The sequence below is a fragment of the Citrobacter sp. HN-141 genome (assembly GCF_033341895.1).
Classification (GTDB): Bacteria; Pseudomonadota; Gammaproteobacteria; order Enterobacterales; family Enterobacteriaceae; genus Citrobacter.
This window is the reverse complement of the sequence record NZ_JAWPBF010000015.1, coordinates 123,912-143,770: the sequence shown is the minus strand read 5'-3', so window position 1 is coordinate 143,770 and position 19,859 is coordinate 123,912. Positions and strand designations below refer to the sequence as shown.

Below are 19,859 nucleotides of genomic sequence, written 5' to 3'. Positions count from 1 at the left end.
TTTTTCGTCTTGCGACGTTAAGAATCCGTATCTTCGAGTGCCCACACAGATTGTCTGATAAATTGTTAAAGAGCAGTGCCGCTTCGCTTTTTCTCAGCGGCGCGGGGTGTGCATATTACGCCATCCCGCCACGAAGTCAAGCATTTAATTTCGCTTTCTTCGCCAGAGTTCTCAGTGGAACCCCGCTGACCCGGCGGCTTGTAATCCGTTGTTCCGTGTCAGTGGAGGCGCATTATAGGGAGTTATTTCAGGCTGACAAGGGGAAATTTGAAATAACTTTCCGAATGCGTGTTTTTTCACCAAAACCACCATTAACATGCCATAAAATAAGCAATTTGCCGTTTTTGCAGCCGCAATCACACTCCCTGATGGCATACTAATGAATAAGAAAAAGCGTAAGGAAGAACATTCATGCCTTTAAATGCCCAACAGATAGCTGCCCAAAAGAATCTTTCCTATGTTCTGGCAGAAAAGCTGGCTCAGAGAATATTAAAAGGTGAATATGCACCCGGCGCCATCCTGCCAGGTGAAATTGAGCTGGGCGATCAGTTTGGCGTGAGCCGAACTGCGGTAAGGGAAGCAGTTAAGACATTAACGGCTAAAGGTATGGTATTACCGCGCCCACGCATTGGTACACGCGTTATGCCGCAGGCAAATTGGAACTTCCTCGATCAGGAGCTGCTCACCTGGTGGATGACGGAAGATAATTTCCCACAGGTCATTAAACACTTTCTGGTGATGCGTATTAGCCTGGAGCCTCAGGCGTGTTCGCTGGCGGCGACGATTGGTACGGCAGAGCAGAAAGCCCATCTCAATACATTAATGGAAGAGATGGTCGAGCTGAAAAGAAACTTCAGACGCGAACGTTGGATTGAAGTTGATATTGCCTGGCATGAGCACATTTATGAAATGAGCGCGAATCCATTCCTGATATCCTTCGCATCATTGTTCCATTCCGTTTATCAGACCTACTTTACGTCGATTACCTATAACGATGTGGTCAAGCTGGATTTGCACCAGGCCATTGTCGATGCAATAGAAGATAGCGATGGCGAACGCGCCTTTGCCGCTTGTCAGGCATTACTGATAGCCCCAAACGAGCTCCCGGATAAATAATCTATGTCAGAAAAGAAATCGCGCAGTATGGCTGGATTGCCATGGATAGCCGCCATGGCCTTTTTTATGCAGGCATTAGATGCCACTATTCTCAACACAGCCTTACCCGCAATAGCACATAGTCTTAACCGCTCCCCGCTTGCCATGCAATCAGCCATTATCAGCTATACCCTGACCGTCGCTATGCTGATCCCGGTGAGTGGATGGTTGGCTGACAGATTCGGGACCCGGCGCGTATTTATGATTGCCGTTAGCCTGTTTACGTTGGGATCGTTGGCTTGTGCACTTTCCAGCTCATTAAGTGAACTGGTGGTTTTCCGCGTGATACAGGGTATCGGTGGCGCAATGATGATGCCTGTTGCCCGTCTGGCATTATTGCGTGCTTACCCACGCAGCGAGCTGCTCCCTGTGCTTAATTTCGTGACCATGCCCGGTCTTGTTGGACCGATTTTAGGTCCGGTACTGGGTGGCGTGCTGGTAACGTGGGCCAGTTGGCACTGGATCTTTCTGATTAATATTCCCATCGGCATCGCCGGTATCTTCTATGCCCGCAAATATATGCCGAACTTCACCACACCACGCCGCGGCTTCGATATGACCGGTTTCTTTCTCTTTGGTCTAAGCCTGGTGCTGTTTTCCAGCGGTGTTGAATTGTTCGGTGAGAAGCTTGTCGAGACCTGGGTCGCACTCGGTATTATTCTTGCCAGTGTGTTGTTACTACTCGCCTATATTCGCCATGCGCGTCGCCACCCAACGCCGCTGATATCGCTTCCGATATTTAAGACTCGGACATTTTCTGTTGGCATCGCCGGAAACCTCGCCACTCGCCTGGGTACAGGGTGTGTGCCCTTCTTAATGCCGCTCATGTTGCAGGTAGGCTTTGGATATCCGGCTCTGATAGCCGGTTGCATGATGGCGCCAACGGCGTTGGGTTCAATTCTGGCAAAATCCATGGTGACGCAGGTTCTGCGCAAACTCGGCTACCGGACCACACTGGTAGGTGTTACGGTGTTCATCGGCCTGATGATTGCACAGTTCTCGTTGCAGTCCCCAGCCATGCCGGTCTGGATGCTAATCCTGCCACTGTTCATTTTAGGTATGGCGATGTCCACCCAGTTTACCTCGATGAATACCATTACCCTGGCAGATTTGACTGATGAGAACGCCAGCAGCGGCAACAGCGTTTTAGCCGTTACGCAGCAGCTGTCTATTAGTTTAGGGGTTGCCATCAGTGCCGCGGTTCTGCGTATCTACGAAGGTATGGAAGGAACCAATACGGTCGAACAGTTCCACTATACCTTTATTACAATGGGCGCGATCACCGTCGTATCGGCGCTGATGTTTATGCTGTTAAGAGCCAAAGATGGGCGCAATCTGATCAAAGAGCGGCACAAGCCTAAACCGACCCCCGCGCCATCAGAACAGGAGTAAGCTGCAAGCGCTGCTGCTGCAATGCGGGCTGTGCCATACGGTGGATTAACACATCAATGGCCAGTTCGCCCAACTCATCTTTCGGTTGGTGAATAGTTGTCAGCGGCGGCGTCATATAGCGCGCCAGTTCTATGTCATCATAACCGACTACCGCCATATCCTGCGGGATACGCAATCCAGACTGATATAAAGCCTGATATGCTCCAACCGCCATCGCATCATTGCCGGTAAAAACAGCCTGTGGGCGGTCTTTATGCGACAACAGCGTTTGCATAGCTTCAAACCCACCGCCAAACTCGAAGTCACCGGTGATCTCGTAACCGTCCGGGATAGCCAGCCCTGCACGCTTCATTGCCGCACGATACCCTTCCAGACGCAGACGCGCCGGTGTTTTATCCAGAGGGCCCGTGATGCAGGCAATGCGCGTAAACCCTTTTTCGATAAGGTGCTGGGTGGCTAAATCCCCACCTAACAGGGAGTTATCCTGAATCAGATCGCTTTCACCATCAAAAGGCGACCAGTCCATCATAACAGTGGGTATAGAAGGGTAACGCTGCATGATTTCTTTGGAAGGCTGATGTGTTTCCGTGCAGAGCAGTAGCAAGCCGTCTACCCGCTTTTGCATCAACGTTTCCAGATTACGGTTCATACGCTGCTCATCACCTTCGGTGTTGCACAACACCAGGCTGTAACCGCGCTCAAAGCAGCTACGTTCAACACCACGAACCAGCTCAGAATAAAAGGGATTGGTACTGGCTGTGATTAACATGCCAATAGTGCGGGTCTGATTCAGTTTGAGACTACGCGCCAACGCGGAAGGCGCATAGTTAAGCGCTTTGATCGCCGCATCAACTTTGTCAGTGATCGCTTCACTGACAAAGCGATCTTTATTAATGACGTGAGAAACCGTCGACGTGGAAACACCCGCCAGGCGGGCAACGTCCTTCATTGTAGCCAAGCGTTACCTCTGTTGACTTAAAAACGCTTCGATTTCTTCACGCCATGGAACGGAAGGCTGTGCACCTTTACGTGTGACCGCAATCGCCGCGGCAGCATGTGCAAAACGGATGGCTTCCGATAGCGGAGTCTCTTCCAGTAACGCTGTGATTAACGCGCCGTTAAAGGTATCTCCGGCAGCGATAGTATCAACAGCATCCACTTTAAACCCGGGCACACGACGACCTTCACCGTTTACGCTGGCCCAAACACCGCGACTTCCCAGGGTAATCAGTACAGTATGAATACCCTTCGCGTGCAATGCCTGCGCCGCTTTAGCTGCATCTTCATCGTTTTCTACCCGGATCCCCGTCAGCTTTTCAGCTTCGGTTTCATTTGGGGTAATAATATCCACCAGCGCCAGCAGCTCGTCAGATAGTTCACGTGCCGGGGCCGGATTCAGGGCAACCGTAGTCTTGTTTTGCTGCGCTATCTTTGCCGCAGCCAACACGCTTTCGATCGGTGATTCTAATTGCATCAGTAACGCAGACGCCTGAGCAATACGGTCACGCTGTGCTTCTACTAACGCCGGAGAAAGAGCAGCATTCGCGCCGGCATGAATACCGATAACGTTCTCACCTTCGGCATTCACAAAAATCAACGCCACACCGGTCGATTCACCCGAAATAACGCTAATCGGGGCAATATCAATATTATCGCGGGCTAACTGTTTACGAACACTTTCGCCAATATCGTCATCACCCGTACAGGCAATGAACGCGATATTCGCGCCACTACGCCCTGCAGCAACCGCCTGATTCGCGCCTTTACCGCCAAACGCCACCTGATATTGACTACCGGTTACGGTTTCACCCGGTGTCGGGAAAGAGTTAAGGTTGAGGATGTGATCGGCATTAATGCTGCCAAGAACAACGAGGTTGCCTGCGGTTTTCATGTTAGGTATTCCAAGTCAAAGTGCGCCACCGGGTTAGGGTGGCGCGTGCCCTGCTTTTCTTTTTACGCTTTCATCTTCAGAACCAGGTCTAACGATGGCGTATTTATGTCTCCATCAGGCCACGAGCGACCTGAATCGGTATTACTGCTTGATGACCAGCTTCAGGTCAACCGGATATTTAGCCTGAACCTTCTCGCCTTTCAGGACTTTATCCGCAGTCTCAACGCCTTTCGCGCCAATCTGATCCGGCAACTGAGCAATAGTCGCAGCCAGTTTGCCATCATTTACTGCTTTTTCGCCATCAGGTGTGCCGTCAAATCCAACCACCATCACATCAGATTTACCCGCAGTTTGCAGTGCGCGCAATGCACCCAGCGCCATTTCATCGTTCTGGGCAAATACCGCCTGCACATCAGGATGTGCGGTCAGCAGGTTCTGCATGACGTTCAGGCCTTTGGTACGGTCGAAGTCTGCCGGCTGGCTGGCCAGTACGTTAAATTTGTGTGCCGCAACGGCCTGCTGGAAACCTTCGCCACGCTCACGCGCCGCGGACGTTCCGGCAATGCCCTGCAGTTCGATAACTTTCGCGCCTTCACCGGCTTTTTTCGCGATGTAATCACCCGCAATTTTGCCGCCCAGCACGTTATCAGACGCAATATGGCTTACCACTTCACCTTTAGACGCTACGCGGTCGAGAGTGATAACCGGAATCTTCGCCTGGTTAGCCATCTTCACAGCGTTACCCACAGCATCGGAGTCCGTCGGGTTAATCAGCAGTATTTTTGTTCCACGAACCGTGAGGTCCTGAACGTTTGCCAGTTCTTTCGCCGGGTTATTCTGTGAATCCAGAATCACCAGGTTGTAGCCCAGCTTATCCGCCTCTTTTTGCGCGCCATCTTTCAGGGAGACAAAGAACGGGTTATTAAGCGTGGAGACCACCAGCGCAATGGTATCTTTCGCCATCGCATTCGCGCTCACGGTGGCGCTCAGCGCAACAGCAGAAACCAGGGTAGCCAGTTTTTTCATGTTCATATTTAAGATGTCCTGTAATCGTTGTTACTGCTTTTTGTTGTCTACCAGTACCGCCAGCAAAATCACCACCGCTTTGACGATCATCTGGTAATAGGAGGATACACCTAACAAATTCAAACCATTATTGAGGAAACCAAGAATCAATGCGCCGATCAGCGTCCCAACAATTCGTCCTTTACCGCCCGCCAGGCTGGTACCGCCTAACACCACCGCTGCAATAGCATCCAGCTCGTAGCCGGTACCCGCCGTGGGTTGTGCAGAGGAAAGACGCGCCACTTCAATGATGCCCGCCAGCGAAGCCAGCAGCCCACAGAGTGAATAAACGATGATTTTGATTTTACTGACGCTGATACCAGACAGACGCGTTGCCGCTTCGTTACCACCCAGCGCATAGATATATCGGCCCAGACGGGTGTGATGCAGCATGTACCACGCCGCCAGGAAGACAATCCCCATAATCCACACCGGCGTCGGGACGCCTAACGGACGACCAATACCAAACCAGCCAAACAGATCGGCATTGTCGGTAAAGCCGGTATTTACCGGACTCCCATTGGTGTACACCATCGTCACACCACGCAGCAGCAGCATCATCACCAGCGTGGCGATAAATGCCTGTACGCGACCTTTTGCGACAATCACCCCGGTTAACGCACCAACAGCAGCGCCCAGCGCCAATGCTGCCGCGACGGCGACCAGCGCGTTGACTTCAATTCCTACAACGGAAGCAGCAACCGCACCGGTGAGCGCCAGCAGGGAACCGACGGACAGATCGATACCCGACGTCAGGATGACCAGCGTCATGCCAACGGCCATAATGGCGTTTACCGACGTTTGCTGGAGAATATTGAACAGGTTATTAACAGTAAAAAAGTTCGGGCTCATGGTGGAAACAATCGCAATCAGCACTAACAGAGCGATGAGCGACTTTTGCTCCAGAAGCCATGCTTTAGTGAAATAACGGCGACCAGAAACAGCCTGGGTTGTCATCTTTTTTACTCCTGATTCACGCGATTAAGCTTGCCCACAGCGGCAGCCATTAATACTTCCTGAGTGGCCTGCTCGCGAGTGAACTCACCGCCGAGATGCCCTTCATGCATAACGATAATTCGATCGCTCATGCCCAACACTTCTGGCATCTCAGAAGAGACCAGAATGATGCTCAGCCCATCGGCCTTAAACTGGTTGATAAGCTGATAGATTTCTTTCTTGGCGCCAACATCAACGCCGCGTGTTGGCTCATCGAGGATCAGCACTTTTGGTCGGGTCATCAGGCCGCGTGCAATCGCCACTTTTTGCTGGTTACCACCAGAAAGCAGGCCGATAGCCTGTTCCATCGATGGCGTTTTCACATTGAACAGACGAATAAAATCACCTACCGCCTGCTGCTCATCTTTATGCTTCAGGCTTCCGCCGGCACGGCTGAAATAGCGCAACGCGGTCAATGACATATTCTCTTTCACCGACATGCCCAGCACTAAACCATCGCGTTTACGGTCTTCAGAAATATAGACGATACCGTTAGCCAGACCATCCTGCGGCGAACGGGTGACAACTTCATGGCCATCCAGTGTGACGTAACCGCTGGTACGCGGCAGTGCACCGTACAGGACTTTCATCAATTCGGTTCGCCCGGCCCCCATCAGGCCCGATACCCCAAGGATCTCGCCTTTGCGCAGCGTGAATGAAACACTGCTCACCCCTGGGCCGCACAGGTTATCGACTTTCAGGCGTACATCACCCGGCGCTTTATCCAGACGCGGGTACTGATCTTCCAGCTTACGTCCCACCATCATTTCAATCAGCGAATCTTCAGTTAACGAGGCAACTTCACGCTCGGCAATAAACTGCCCGTCGCGGAAAACGGTCACGTCATCGCAAATCTCGAAGATCTCTTTCATACGGTGGGAGATATAGACGATGCCACGCCCCTGCGATTTAAGTTCGCGGATCACGCGGAACAGAGATTCGGTTTCGGTATCGGTAAGGGCGTCGGTCGGTTCATCCATCACGATGACCTTCGATTCAAAGCTCAGCACTTTGGCAATTTCAACCATCTGCTGATCGCCAATCGACAACTCACCCACCAGCCTGTCGCTTTTAAAGCGCAGATTGAGTTTGGCGAGCAGCAGATCGGCTTCGGCATACATCTTCTTCCAGTCTATTTTGCCAAAGCGATTTACAAACTCACGGCCAAGAAAAATGTTCTCAGCGATGGTGAGTTGCGGGATCAGGTTCAGCTCCTGGTGAATAATGCCAATCCCGGCTTCCTGGGAGGATTTTGGGCCGTTGAAGGTGGTTTCTTTCCCCAACCATAATAAAGAACCGGCATCACGGGTATAGATGCCGGTCAGGACTTTCATCATGGTGGATTTGCCCGCGCCGTTTTCGCCTACCAGCGCCATTACGCGACCAGGATAGACATTCAATGCGGCGCCAGATAGCGCTTTTACGCCGGGGAACGCTTTGTCGATCCCTTTGAGTTGCAGTAATGCGTTCATGATGGCCTCAGAACGTGACGCCAGCACAAAGAATAATATTCGCATACGGAGAACACTCTCCGCTGCGAATTACCGCCTGACTGTCTGCGGTTTGTTTTTTGAAATGTTCATGCGTGGTGTAACGAATTTCTATGGTGTTTCCCTGGTGTTGTTGCAGTTGCTCAATGTGGTTGAGCAACGTTTCGTGGAGTTGCGGATTATGTTGTTTAATTTCCGTCGCGAGAATGGCCGCCTCGACCTGCATTTCACGTGTGACCACATCCAGCACCTGCATAAAAGAAGGTACGCCCTGGGTTAATGCCATATCGATACGGGCTGTGCTATTCGGGATAGGTAAACCCGCATCACATACCACCAGCGTATCGGTATGCCCCAGACGGGAGATCACCGATGAAATTTCAGAGTTGAGTACCGTGCCTTTCTTCATTTACTTTCCCCACTAGCGAAACGTTTCGCTGACGATAAGTTTAATCTGAAGGGTGCACAGAAAACCACCGCGAGGTTACGAAAATGTGATCGCCATTGAAACGTTTCGCAAGGATTATCATGAGATGAAAAGAAAACTGAGAGGGGTCAAACAAAACGCCCCCTTTCACGATGAAAGAGGGCGTCAACAACATTAAATCTCGACCTGAGTACCGAGTTCAATCACCCGGTTTGGCGGAATTTCAAACTGGTCCGGCGCACGTAGCGCGTTACGCTGCAACAGCAAATACAGCTTACCGCGCAGGCGCAGATACCATGGCCGTTTACCAACAATCAGCGACTCATGCGACATAAAGAAGGAGGTTTCCATCATCCGGCAACTTAAGCCTTCCAAACCACAGCGGTGGAACACTTCCTCAACGTTTGGCGTTTCACGCCAGCCATAACTGGCCACCACGCGCCAGAAGGTAGGCGACAGTTGCTCAATCTGCACTCTACGTACATTGTGTACATAGGGTGCGTCTTCAGTGCGCAACGTCAGCAGAATAACGCGTTCATGCAACACTTTGTTGTGTTTGAGATTATGCAGCAGCGCAAACGGGATGACGTTCAACGCACGGGACATATACACCGCCGTTCCTGGCACGCGCACCGGTGGGGATTTCTCCAGCGAGGCAATCATCGCCTCCAGAGAGTTACCGTGCTCATGCATACGACGCAGCAGACGGAAGCGTTCACTTTTCCAGGTCGTCATAATCGTGAACATCACCAGACCCAGCGAGAGCGGCAACCAGCCGCCTGAAACGAGCTTATCGAGGTTTGCAGAGAACAACGGAACATCGATGCACAGGAACGCAACCAGGATCAGGAAGACGAAGTATTTATTCCAGTGCCAGTTTTGCCGCGCCACGGTCGTCGACAGAATGGACGTCAGTACCATCGTTCCCGTTACCGCAATACCGTACGCAGCAGCCAGATTACTGGAGTGCTCAAAGCTCACGATCACGATAACCACGGCGAAATAAAGCATCCAGTTTACGAAAGGAATATAGATCTGACCCGATTCCATTTCTGAAGTATGGATAATCCGCATCGGCGATAAATACCCCAGACGCACAGCCTGGCGTGTCAGTGAGAATACACCGGAGATCACCGCCTGAGAGGCGATAACCGTTGCCAGCGCGGCAAGGATCAGCAGCGGAATCAGCGCCCAGTCCGGTGCCAGCAGGAAGAACGGGTTTTTGATCGCTTCGGGATGCTTTAACAGCAACGCACCCTGACCAAAATAATTCAACACCAGCGAAGGCAATACGACGGAGAACCATGCCAGGCGAATCGGTAGCTTACCGAAGTGGCCCATATCCGCATACAACGCTTCAACACCGGTAATCGACAGCACCACCGCGCCCAGCGCAATAAAGGACAGCGTTTTGAATTCCAGGAAGAAATGAACAGCCCAATACGGATTTAGGGCATGCAACACTTCCGGATTCGCAATAATGCTGCGTACACCCAGCACGGCAAGTACCAGGAACCATATCAGCATAATCGGCGCAAACAGCTTACCGACCATGCCGGTACCGTGTTTTTGAATCAAAAACAGCAGGGTAAGTACGATAATAGAGAGAGGAACAATCCAGGTATCCAGCTGTGGAGCAATAATCTCCAGACCTTCAATCGCCGACATCACCGAAATGGCTGGCGTAATCACCACCTCGCCATAGAAAAAGCTGCCGCCAATCAATCCCATAATCACCAGCATCGAGGTCGTTCGCGCCGACGTATTACGCCCGGCCAACGACATCAGCGTCAGGATCCCGCCTTCCCCGGCGTTATCAGCACGCATAACAAATGACAGATATTTAACGGAAACAACCAGGATCAGCAGCCAGAAAATCAGCGAGAGAAAACCAAACACGGCATCACGTTCAACGCCAAAACCAAACTGCCCGGACAAACATTCACGAAGCGTATAAAGTGGGCTGGTACCAATATCACCGTAGACAACCCCAATGGCCGCGAGGGTAATCGCAGACAATGATTGCTTATTATCAGTGCTCATAGACTCGTCTTTCGTTTATACACATCATCGTTCAGGCTACCTCCGCGTTGGCTGCATTCGTTATTCCGCCCATCCCAGGGAATAACTCCATTGCCGCCTTGGTGCAGCTTGATTGATATGGTGTATATATAAGAAATGTGTGCGTCGTCCCTTGGCCCACAAAAAGGCGCACAGTATGCACGATTAATCGCAAAATCGTACCCCTAAATGAGACCAGATTAATCTGGCTCAAAGAAAAATAAACGCGCCTTCAGTCTATTACAGCCCAGGGGCTAAACATCTATACTCGCTGTTTAACGCGGTACATTTGGCGAAAGGACGCCACTTCATTATGGCTCACCCACATTTATTAGCGGAAAGAATTTCCCGTCTGAGCAATGCGCTGGAAAAGGGACTTTATGAACGTAGTCACGCCATTCGCCTTTGTCTGCTGGCCGCGCTCAGCGGCGAGAGCGTCTTCTTATTAGGCCCTCCAGGGATCGCGAAAAGCTTAATCGCTCGCCGACTGAAGTTTGCCTTTAAAAATGCCCGTGCTTTCGAATATCTGATGACGCGCTTCTCGACACCTGAAGAGGTCTTTGGCCCGCTATCCATTCAGGCGCTTAAAGATGAAGGTCGCTACGAACGCTTAACAGCAGGCTATCTTCCTGAAGCCGAAATTGTTTTTCTTGATGAAATCTGGAAAGCAGGCCCGGCCATTCTCAACACCCTGCTGACCGCCATTAACGAACGCCACTTCCGCAACGGCGCACACGAGGAGAAAATCCCGATGCGCCTGCTGGTCGCGGCCTCCAACGAACTACCTGAAGCGGACAGCAGCCTGGAAGCATTGTACGACCGTATGCTGATTCGCCTGTGGCTGGATAAAGTCCAGGACAAGGCCAACTTCCGCTCCATGCTGCTAAGCCAGCAGGATGAAAGTGACAACCCCGTTCCAACAACATTACAAGTGACGGACGAAGAGTACTACCAGTGGCAAAAAGACATTGGCAAAATCACGCTCCCCGATCGTGTATTTGAATTGATTTTCACCCTGCGCCAGCAACTGGATGCGCTACCGAACGCCCCTTACGTCTCTGACCGTCGTTGGAAAAAGGCAATCCGCCTGTTGCAGGCCAGCGCCTTCTTTAGCGGACGCGATGCCGTTGCACCAATCGATCTTATTCTGCTGAAAGATTGCCTGTGGTACGACGCGCAAAGCCTGAATCTGATGCAGCAACAAATCGAAATATTGATGACCGGGCACGCCTGGCAGCAGCAGACAATGTTGACGCGCCTTGGGGCAATAATGCAGCGCCGCATCCAGCTACAGCAACAGCAAAGTGATAAAACGGCCTTCACGGTAATTCGTCAGGGCGGCATGTTCAGCCGCCGTCCTCATTATGATTTACCGCCGGAAGCCACATCTTCAGTCGTGACATTACTGCTGCAAAAGCCCTTAAAGCTGCATGATATGGACGTTATCCATATTGCCTTTGAACGCGGCGCTCTGGAGCTATGGCTGACTAAAGGCGGCGAGATCCGCGGAAAATTAAACGGTATCGGATTTGCCCAGACGCTGAATATGGAAGTCGACAGCGCTCAGCACCTGGTCGTACGCGACGTCAGCTTACAGGGTTCTCGACTGGCGTTACCCGGTACATCAGAAGAAGGCATGCCCAGTGAGATAAAACAGCAGCTTGAAGCGCTCGACAACGAATGGCACCAGCAGCACAGCGAATTTAGTGAACAGCAAAAATGTCTGTTTATCCATAGTGACTGGTTAGGCCGCATTGAAGCCAGCCTGCAGGACGTCGGTACGCAGATCCGACAGGCACAACAATGCTGACCCTTGATACGCTGAATATCATGCTGGCGGTCGGCGAAGAGGGGATGATCGAAGAGATGATCATCGCACTGCTGGCTTCCCCGCAGATGGCGGTCTTTTTCAAAAAATTTCCCCGGCTAAAAAAAGCGATTACTGACGATGTCCCCCGCTGGCGTGAAGCGTTACGTAGCCGCCTCAAAGATACCCATGTACCGCCGGAGCTCACAGAAGAGGTTACGTGCTACCAGCAAAGTCAGCTCCTCTCCACTCCGCAGTTTATCGTCCAACTGCCGCAAATCTTAGCGCTCCTGCACCGACTCCACTCACCATGGGCTGGGCAAGCGCAGCAACTGGTCGATGACAACAGTACGTTTACGCCTGCACTGCATACACTATTTCTCCAGCGCTGGCGCCTGAGCCTGGTGGTGCAAACCACAACGCTGAATCAGCAGCTACTGGAAGAAGAACGCGAACAGTTGCTCAGTGAAGTGCAGGAACGGATGACGTTCAGTGGCCAACTGGAACCTGTGCTGGCGGAAAATGACAACGCAGCGGGTCGTTTGTGGGACATGAGCGCAGGCCAAATCAAGCGCGGTGATTATCAGCTGATGGTGAAATACGGTGAGTTCCTGACGCAACAACCCGAACTTCAGCGACTAGCCGAACAGTTGGGGCGCTCCAGAGAAGCGAAATCCGTGCCGCGTAAAGACGCGCCAATGGAAACATTCCGTACGCTGGTGCGTGAACCGGCTACCGTCCCGGAGCAGGTGGATGGCATTCAACAAAGTGATGATATCCTGCGTTTACTCCCCCCCGAACTGGCCACATTAGGTATTACCGAACTGGAATATGAGTTCTATCGGCGGCTGGTGGAAAAACAGCTCCTGACATACCGCCTGCATGGAGAAGCCTGGCGCGAGAAAGTCACGGAGCGGCCGGTTATCCACCAGGATTTTGACGAGCAGCCTCGTGGACCGTTTATTGTCTGTGTCGATACCTCGGGATCGATGGGCGGATTTAACGAACAGTGTGCGAAAGCCTTTTGCCTCGCACTGATGCGCGTGGCTCTCGCCGATAACCGCCGCTGTTTCATCATGTTATTTTCGACAGAAGTCGTGCGCTATGAGCTATCCGGTCCGGAAGGCATTGAGCAGGCAATCCGTTTTTTAAGCCAGCGTTTTCGCGGCGGTACGGACATTGCCAGCTGTTTTCGCGCCATTATTGAACGTATGCAAGGTCGGGAATGGTTTGATGCCGATGCGGTGGTGATTTCGGATTTTATCGCCCAGCGATTACCCGATGAGGTTGTCAACAAAGTGGGGGAATTACAGCGGGTACATCAGCACCGTTTTCATGCGGTCGCGATGTCAGCACACGGCAAACCCGGCATCATGCGCATTTTCGATCATATCTGGCGCTTTGATACCGGGATGCGAAGCCGCCTGCTCAGACGCTGGCGGCGTTAATTTTTTACAGCAAAGAAGCGACGCTTTCACGGACCTGTGCAGGCCACACACCGCACTGAACCTGGCCAATGTGCGGCAACTGCAGCAGCAGCATCGTCAGGCGTGACTGCCCAATACCGCCACCAATGGTCTGCGGCATTTCGCCACGCAACAGCGCCTGGTGCCACTCCAGACTCAGGCGATCTTCATCACCGGTCAGAGCAAGCTGGTGTTTCAGCGCATCGGCATCCACGCGGATCCCCATCGAAGACAGTTCAAACGCATCTTCCAGAACAGGGTTCCACACCAGGATATCACCGTTCAGACCAGCATGGCCAAGCTCGGAAGCGGAACTCCAGTCATCATAATCCGGAGCACGAACGTCATGACGGTGACCGTCGCTAAGTTTGCCGCCGATCCCGACCAGGAACACCGCGCCCAGCTCTTTTGCGATCGCACGTTCACGACCTTTAGCATCAAGATCCGGGTAGCGAGATAACAGCTCCTGGCTATGCACAAAGTGGATCTGCTCTGGCAGGAACGGTGCCAGACCAAATTCTTTGCTTACCGCAGCTTCGGTTGCCTTAATTCCCGCCCAGATAGCCTCTACTGTGCTTTTCAGAGTGGAGAATTGACGCTCACCGTCACCCATAACGCGCTCCCAGTCCCACTGGTCAACATAGACCGAGTGAAGCGGAGAGAGACGGTCCTCATCCGGACGCAGGGCTTTCATATGCGTGTACAGCCCCTCGCCCGCGCTGAAGTCGTGTTGTCCCAGCGTTTGACGCTTCCACTTCGCCAGTGAATGAACCACTTCGAACTGAGCGTCTGGTAATGCTTTCACTTTCACCTGCACCGCTTTTTCACAGCCAGACAAGTTATCCTGCGTGCCATCTCCTACGCGGCTGAGGATCGGAGCCTGAACTTCGATCAGACCTAAACGCTCCTCCAGTTGACGAGAGAAATGAGATTTCACGAAGCTAATTTGACGTTGTTTGGCAATGTAAGCGGTTTTCATTATGTTTACTCCTGTGTCCTGTTGCCTATGATTAAGCAACAGAATGAGGGTAATATTCAATAATCAACAAACAAAAAGCCGACTTAGATTTTGATTCGTTAAAATTAACGTCTAAAATAGAGTGAATCATTAATCTACATAAGAAAAACCTATGGAAAATTATCAGATCGACAATCTGGACCGCGGCATTCTTGACGCCCTGATGGAAAATGCCCGTACCGCCTACGCAGAATTAGCCAAACAGTTCGGCGTCAGCCCAGGGACAATCCACGTGCGCGTTGAAAAGATGAAGCAGGCTGGGATTATTACCGGCGCACGTATTGATGTCAGTCCAAAACAACTGGGTTATGACGTCGGCTGCTTTATCGGCATTATCCTGAAAAGTGCGAAAGACTATCCGTCAGCGCTGGCCAGGCTGGAAAGTCTCGATGAAGTGACCGAGGCGTATTACACCACCGGGCACTACAGCATCTTTATTAAGGTGATGTGTAAATCAATCGATGCCCTGCAACAGGTACTTATCAACAAGATCCAAACAATTGATGAAATTCAGTCCACTGAAACCTTGATCGTCTTGCAGAATCCGATCATGCGTACCATCAAGCCCTGAGCGCTTTTTTTAATCCCCTGGTTTTCCACAGGTAGATCCCAACTCGCTCACAGCGTACAATGCTGCCTCTTCATCGAGGTAGCGATCAATGGCAGATATCACTCTTATCAGCGGCAGCACGCTTGGCAGTGCGGAATATGTAGCAGAGCATCTGGCGGAAAAGCTGGATGACGCCGGTTTTTCCAGCGAAATACTGCATGGACCGATGCTCGACGAGGTTCCAACTCAAGGGATTTGGCTGGTAATCAGCTCAACGCACGGTGCAGGAGACATTCCTGATAACCTGCAACCTTTATATGACACATTGCGCGAGCAGAAACCGGATCTTTCGCAGGTACGCTTTGGTGCCATCGGCATTGGTAGCCGCGAATATGACACGTTCTGCGGTGCGATTGACAAGCTGGAAGCTGAACTGAAGGCCTGCGGGGCGAAACAGATCGGTGAAACGCTCAGGATCAACGTACTGGAACATGAGATTCCGGAAGATCCGGCTGAAATTTGGTTGAGATCCTGGCATCCATTGCTCAGAGATTTGTAAAGATCGTACTTTTTTATGTGGATAACTCTGGTTAAAAGCTTGGATCAACCGGTAGTTATCCAAAGAATAACTGTTGTTCAGTTTTTGAGTTGTGTATAACCCTTCATTCTGATCCCAGCTTATACGGACCAGGATCACCGATCATTCACAGCTAATGATCCTCTACAACCCGTTGATCTTATTCAAAGGATCGCCCTTATCCACAGATAGTTGCGATCCTAATAAGAGATCACAATAAAACAGATCTCTAAATAAAAAGATCTTCTTTTTAATACCCAGGATCCGAGGTCTTTCTCCATCGACTAAAGTTGAGTAGAATCCACGGCCCGGGCTTCAATCCATTTTCACACCGCGTTATGCGAGGCAATTACCATGTTTTATCAGGATCCTTTTGACGTCATCATCATTGGCGGGGGTCATGCAGGCACCGAGGCCGCAATGGCCGCGGCGCGAATGGGTCAGCAGACCCTGCTGTTGACACACAATATCGACACTCTGGGACAGATGAGCTGCAACCCGGCGATTGGCGGCATTGGGAAGGGACACCTGGTAAAAGAAGTGGATGCGCTTGGCGGCCTGATGGCAACCGCAATTGACCATGCCGGTATCCAGTTTAGGATACTAAACGCCAGCAAAGGCCCGGCCGTTCGCGCCACCCGTGCTCAGGCGGATCGCGTGCTCTACCGTCAGGCGGTACGTACCGCGTTGGAGAACCAGCCTAATCTGATGATCTTCCAACAAGCGGTTGAAGATCTGATTGTTGAAAACGATCGTGTTGTCGGTGCGGTGACTCAGATGGGTCTGAAGTTCCGTGCCAAAGCGGTCGTATTAACCGTGGGGACCTTCCTCGACGGGAAAATTCACATTGGTCTGGACAACTACAGCGGTGGCCGTGCTGGCGATCCGCCGTCTATCCCACTGTCACGTCGCCTGCGTGAGCTACCGCTGCGCGTTAGCCGTCTGAAAACCGGTACACCGCCGCGTATCGATGCGCGTACCATCGATTTCAGCGTACTTGGCCAGCAAAACAGCGATAACCCGATGCCGGTCTTTTCGTTCCTTGGCGATGTTTCTCAACATCCACGCCAGATGCCGTGCTACATCACGCATACTAACGAGAAAACCCATGACGTGATCCGTAATAACCTCGATCGTAGCCCGATGTATGCTGGCGTGATCGAAGGTATCGGCCCACGTTACTGCCCGTCGATCGAAGACAAAGTGATGCGCTTTGCCGACAGGAACCAGCACCAGATCTTCCTTGAACCGGAAGGACTGACGTCTAACGAAATTTACCCGAACGGTATTTCCACCAGCCTGCCGTTTGACGTGCAGATGCAAATTGTCCGCTCTATGCAGGGGATGGAAAATGCCAAAATTGTCCGTCCTGGCTATGCTATTGAGTATGATTTCTTCGATCCACGCGATCTGAAGCCCACTCTGGAAAGCAAGTTCATTCAGGGTCTGTTCTTTGCCGGTCAGATTAACGGTACAACCGGTTACGAAGAAGCCGCTGCGCAAGGTTTGCTGGCGGGTCTGAACGCCGCACGCTTGTCCGCTGACAAAGAGGGGTGGGCACCTGCGCGTTCTCAGGCCTATCTTGGTGTGCTGGTGGATGACCTATGTACGCTGGGTACCAAAGAACCGTACCGCATGTTTACTTCGCGCGCAGAATACCGTTTGATGCTGCGCGAAGATAACGCCGATCTCCGTCTGACCGAAATTGGTCGTGAACTGGGTCTGGTGGGGGATGAACGTTGGGCGCGCTTCAATGAAAAACTGGAACGCATCGAACAAGAACGCCAGCGTCTGAAATCGACCTGGGTGAACCCGCTTGCTGAATCTGCCGCGGAAGTGAATGCGCACCTGGCAACGCCTCTGTCACGCGAGGCCAGTGGTGAAGATCTGCTGCGTCGTCCGGACATGACCTATGCACAGCTGACGTCATTGTCTGTATTTGCACCAGCGCTTGATGATCCTCAGGCGGCTGAACAGGTTGAGATTCAGGTTAAGTACGAAGGTTATATCGCCCGTCAGCAGGATGAAATCGAAAGACAACAGCGTAACGAGAACACGTTGCTGCCTGCGACTCTGGATTATCGTCAGGTTTCCGGTTTGTCGAATGAAGTTATTGCCAAGTTGAACGATCACAAACCGGTGTCAATCGGTCAAGCATCGCGCATTTCTGGTGTCACGCCTGCCGCCATCTCCATTCTGCTGGTTTGGCTGAAAAAACAAGGTATGCTGCGCCGTAGCGCTTAGTCACTCTATTTGGGCGGGGGCTTCACTTACCCGCCCTGCAAATTTGTCGACCCGATATGCGATAGCGTAGCGGGTAATTGATTATTAACAGGTAATGACCGTGCTCAACAAACTCTCTCGTCTGCTGGCTGATGCTGGTATTTCTCTTACCGATCACCAGAAAAATCAGCTGATTGCGTATGTCGATATGTTGCACAAATGGAATAAAGCGTACAACCTGACATCGGTGCGGGATCCCAACGAAATGCTGGTGCGCCATATTCTGGACAGCATTGTTGTCGCCCCCCATCTGCAGGGCGAGCGTTTTATTGATGTCGGCACGGGACCGGGCTTACCAGGAATTCCTCTTTCTATCGTGCGTCCTGAGGCGCATTTTACTCTGCTGGATAGCCTGGGAAAACGCGTACGCTTTCTGCGTCAGGTACAACATGAACTTAAACTGGATAACGTCACTCCAGTGCAAAGCAGGGTAGAAGAATTCCCTTCCGAGCCACCTTTTGATGGCGTGATAAGTCGTGCTTTTGCCTCTCTTAACGACATGTTGAGCTGGTGCCACCATTTACCTGGTCAAAACGGGCGTTTTTATGCTTTAAAAGGGCAACTACCGGAAGATGAGATCGCCACACTGCCTGCGGCGTTCAGCGTAGAATCAGTTGTAAAATTACGGGTTCCACAACTGGATGGTGAGCGTCATTTGGTGGTTATTAAGCCAAACAAAATTTAATATTTATCAAAAAAAACAGAAAAAAAGTGGGCCTTCAGGTGTTAAATACCGAAGGTTATAGGGGGAGATGGTGGTGTTAAATTTCACCTCTGCCTTACTGTTTTGCATCATAACTATAACGTACCGTTTTTTGTTAAAAGAGAAACAAGTCAACAGTGAAAATATCAGTCTGCTAAAAATAGAATCTAAGAATCACCGTTTTGTGTTAATTATTTATTATAAATGTCAATGAGCGGTTTTTTTGTTGTTAGGGTCTATTTCTAAAATAGTGACGGTTTTTACGCTTAAATATCAAAAAGATGAAAAGGCATCATTTGCCACGTAAATTAATTGTGCGAAGGTGAATATGTTCAATATGTGATCTGGTGCACGCTTTATCGCCAGTGTTTACGCGGTATTTGCAGTTTTGCATGATCGTTCACAGTTTGCCGAAAAGTAATAAATGTGGCCTGGAGAAAAATATTTAAACATTTATTCACTTTTTAGCTACTTATTGTTTGAAATCACGAAGCCGCACCGTATAATTTGACCGCTTTTTGATGCTTGACTCTAAGCCATAAAGAACGTTTTATACGACACGCGGCATACCTCGAAGGGAGCAGGAGTAAAAACGTGATGTCTATGTCGCTCTTGAGTCGAAACGTTGCTCGTAAGCTTTTGCTCACACAGCTTCTGGCGGTAATAGCAAGTGGATTGCTGTTTAGCCTCAAAGACCCTTTCTGGGGCATCTCCGCATTGTGCGGAGGATTGGCAGTGTTACTGCCTAATATGTTGTTTATGATATTTGCCTGGCGTCACCAGGCACATACACCAGCAAAGGGCCGAGTGGCCTGGTCGTTCGCTTTCGGCGAAGCCTTCAAGGTGTTAGCGATGCTGGTTTTGCTTGTGGTGGCGTTGGCGGTTTTGAAGGCGGTGTTCTTACCGCTGATCGTTACGTGGGTTTTGGTGCTGGTGGTTCAGATACTGGCACCGGCTGTAATTAACAACAAAGGGTAA

General features: G+C 51.1%; 18 protein-coding genes. 10 read left to right on the top strand and 8 right to left on the bottom strand.

The features are described 5' to 3' along the window. The 3 genes from RYZ59_RS18345 to mdtD all read left to right on the top strand — a co-directional run. Window positions 1-380, top strand: a 380-nt coding sequence (locus RYZ59_RS18345) for a hypothetical protein (protein WP_318049803.1), incomplete at its 5' end; no start/stop codon positions are given. Window positions 381-411: 31 nt separating this feature from the next. Continuing rightward, complete coding sequence (locus RYZ59_RS18340; RefSeq protein WP_048213796.1) at window positions 412-1,116, top strand: FadR/GntR family transcriptional regulator; 705 nt, start codon at window positions 412-414, stop codon at window positions 1,114-1,116. Window positions 1,117-1,119: 3 nt separating this feature from the next. Then, entirely contained in the window at window positions 1,120-2,547 is a 1,428-nt protein-coding gene (gene mdtD, locus RYZ59_RS18335) for a multidrug transporter subunit MdtD (RefSeq protein WP_318049806.1), read from the top strand. On the opposite strand, the gene rbsR is transcribed toward mdtD, so the two are convergent. From rbsR to kup, 7 genes are all read right to left on the bottom strand, one after another. Next, entirely contained in the window at window positions 2,513-3,505 is a 993-nt protein-coding gene (rbsR, locus tag RYZ59_RS18330) for a ribose operon transcriptional repressor RbsR (protein WP_318049809.1), read from the bottom strand. The two genes, mdtD and rbsR, sit on opposite strands and share 35 nt — an antisense overlap. A 3-nt stretch (window positions 3,506-3,508) precedes the next feature. Beyond that, on the bottom strand, window positions 3,509-4,438 hold the full coding sequence (rbsK, locus tag RYZ59_RS18325; RefSeq protein ID WP_137381322.1) for a ribokinase: 930 nt from the start codon (window positions 4,436-4,438) through the stop codon (window positions 3,509-3,511). A 141-nt stretch (window positions 4,439-4,579) separates the two neighbouring features. Then, on the bottom strand, window positions 4,580-5,470 hold the full coding sequence (rbsB, locus tag RYZ59_RS18320) for a ribose ABC transporter substrate-binding protein RbsB (protein ID WP_003023760.1): 891 nt from the start codon (window positions 5,468-5,470) through the stop codon (window positions 4,580-4,582). A 24-nt stretch (window positions 5,471-5,494) separates the two neighbouring features. Further along, a complete protein-coding gene (gene rbsC, locus RYZ59_RS18315) occupies window positions 5,495-6,460 on the bottom strand; it encodes a ribose ABC transporter permease (RefSeq protein WP_318049811.1) in 966 nt (321 codons plus the stop codon). Window positions 6,461-6,465: 5 nt separating this feature from the next. Beyond that, window positions 6,466-7,971: a ribose ABC transporter ATP-binding protein RbsA gene (rbsA, locus tag RYZ59_RS18310; protein WP_318049926.1), complete on the bottom strand. Its 1,506-nt coding sequence runs from the start codon at window positions 7,969-7,971 to the stop codon at window positions 6,466-6,468. A 7-nt stretch (window positions 7,972-7,978) separates the two neighbouring features. After that, window positions 7,979-8,398, bottom strand: a complete 420-nt coding sequence (rbsD, locus tag RYZ59_RS18305) for a D-ribose pyranase (RefSeq protein ID WP_137381319.1) — start codon at window positions 8,396-8,398, stop codon at window positions 7,979-7,981. 192 nt (window positions 8,399-8,590) lie between these two features. Further along, window positions 8,591-10,459 carry a low affinity potassium transporter Kup gene (gene kup, locus RYZ59_RS18300; protein WP_048213793.1) on the bottom strand — a complete coding sequence of 623 codons (1,869 nt, stop codon included), beginning with the start codon at window positions 10,457-10,459 and terminating at the stop codon, window positions 8,591-8,593. Window positions 10,460-10,790: 331 nt separating this feature from the next. On the opposite strand from kup, the gene ravA reads away from it, so the two are divergent. After that, window positions 10,791-12,287, top strand: coding sequence for an ATPase RavA (gene ravA / locus RYZ59_RS18295; RefSeq protein ID WP_318049812.1), 1,497 nt, complete (start codon window positions 10,791-10,793; stop codon window positions 12,285-12,287). Continuing rightward, window positions 12,281-13,732 carry an ATPase RavA stimulator ViaA gene (viaA, locus tag RYZ59_RS18290; protein WP_318049814.1) on the top strand — a complete coding sequence of 484 codons (1,452 nt, stop codon included), beginning with the start codon at window positions 12,281-12,283 and terminating at the stop codon, window positions 13,730-13,732. Before ravA ends, viaA begins: the two co-directional genes overlap by 7 nt. Before the next feature lie 4 nt (window positions 13,733-13,736). On the opposite strand, the gene asnA is transcribed toward viaA, so the two are convergent. Further along, window positions 13,737-14,729: an aspartate--ammonia ligase gene (asnA, locus tag RYZ59_RS18285; protein ID WP_005121446.1), complete on the bottom strand. Its 993-nt coding sequence runs from the start codon at window positions 14,727-14,729 to the stop codon at window positions 13,737-13,739. 151 nt (window positions 14,730-14,880) lie between these two features. Here asnA and asnC point away from each other — a divergent pair, with 151 nt between their 5' ends. From asnC to atpI, 5 genes are all read left to right on the top strand, one after another. Beyond that, the gene (asnC, locus tag RYZ59_RS18280) at window positions 14,881-15,339 is read left to right on the top strand and encodes a transcriptional regulator AsnC (RefSeq protein WP_003023780.1); all 459 of its coding nucleotides are present in this window, start codon (window positions 14,881-14,883) and stop codon (window positions 15,337-15,339) included. An 88-nt stretch (window positions 15,340-15,427) separates the two neighbouring features. Further along, complete coding sequence (mioC, locus tag RYZ59_RS18275) at window positions 15,428-15,877, top strand: FMN-binding protein MioC (protein WP_202037334.1); 450 nt, start codon at window positions 15,428-15,430, stop codon at window positions 15,875-15,877. Window positions 15,878-16,249: 372 nt separating this feature from the next. After that, window positions 16,250-18,139, top strand: coding sequence for a tRNA uridine-5-carboxymethylaminomethyl(34) synthesis enzyme MnmG (gene mnmG / locus RYZ59_RS18270; RefSeq protein WP_061066899.1), 1,890 nt, complete (start codon window positions 16,250-16,252; stop codon window positions 18,137-18,139). Window positions 18,140-18,239: 100 nt separating this feature from the next. Further along, the gene (gene rsmG, locus RYZ59_RS18265; protein WP_202037335.1) at window positions 18,240-18,863 is read left to right on the top strand and encodes a 16S rRNA (guanine(527)-N(7))-methyltransferase RsmG; all 624 of its coding nucleotides are present in this window, start codon (window positions 18,240-18,242) and stop codon (window positions 18,861-18,863) included. A 615-nt stretch (window positions 18,864-19,478) separates the two neighbouring features. Continuing rightward, window positions 19,479-19,859, top strand: coding sequence for a F0F1 ATP synthase subunit I (atpI, locus tag RYZ59_RS18260; protein WP_045449005.1), 381 nt, complete (start codon window positions 19,479-19,481; stop codon window positions 19,857-19,859).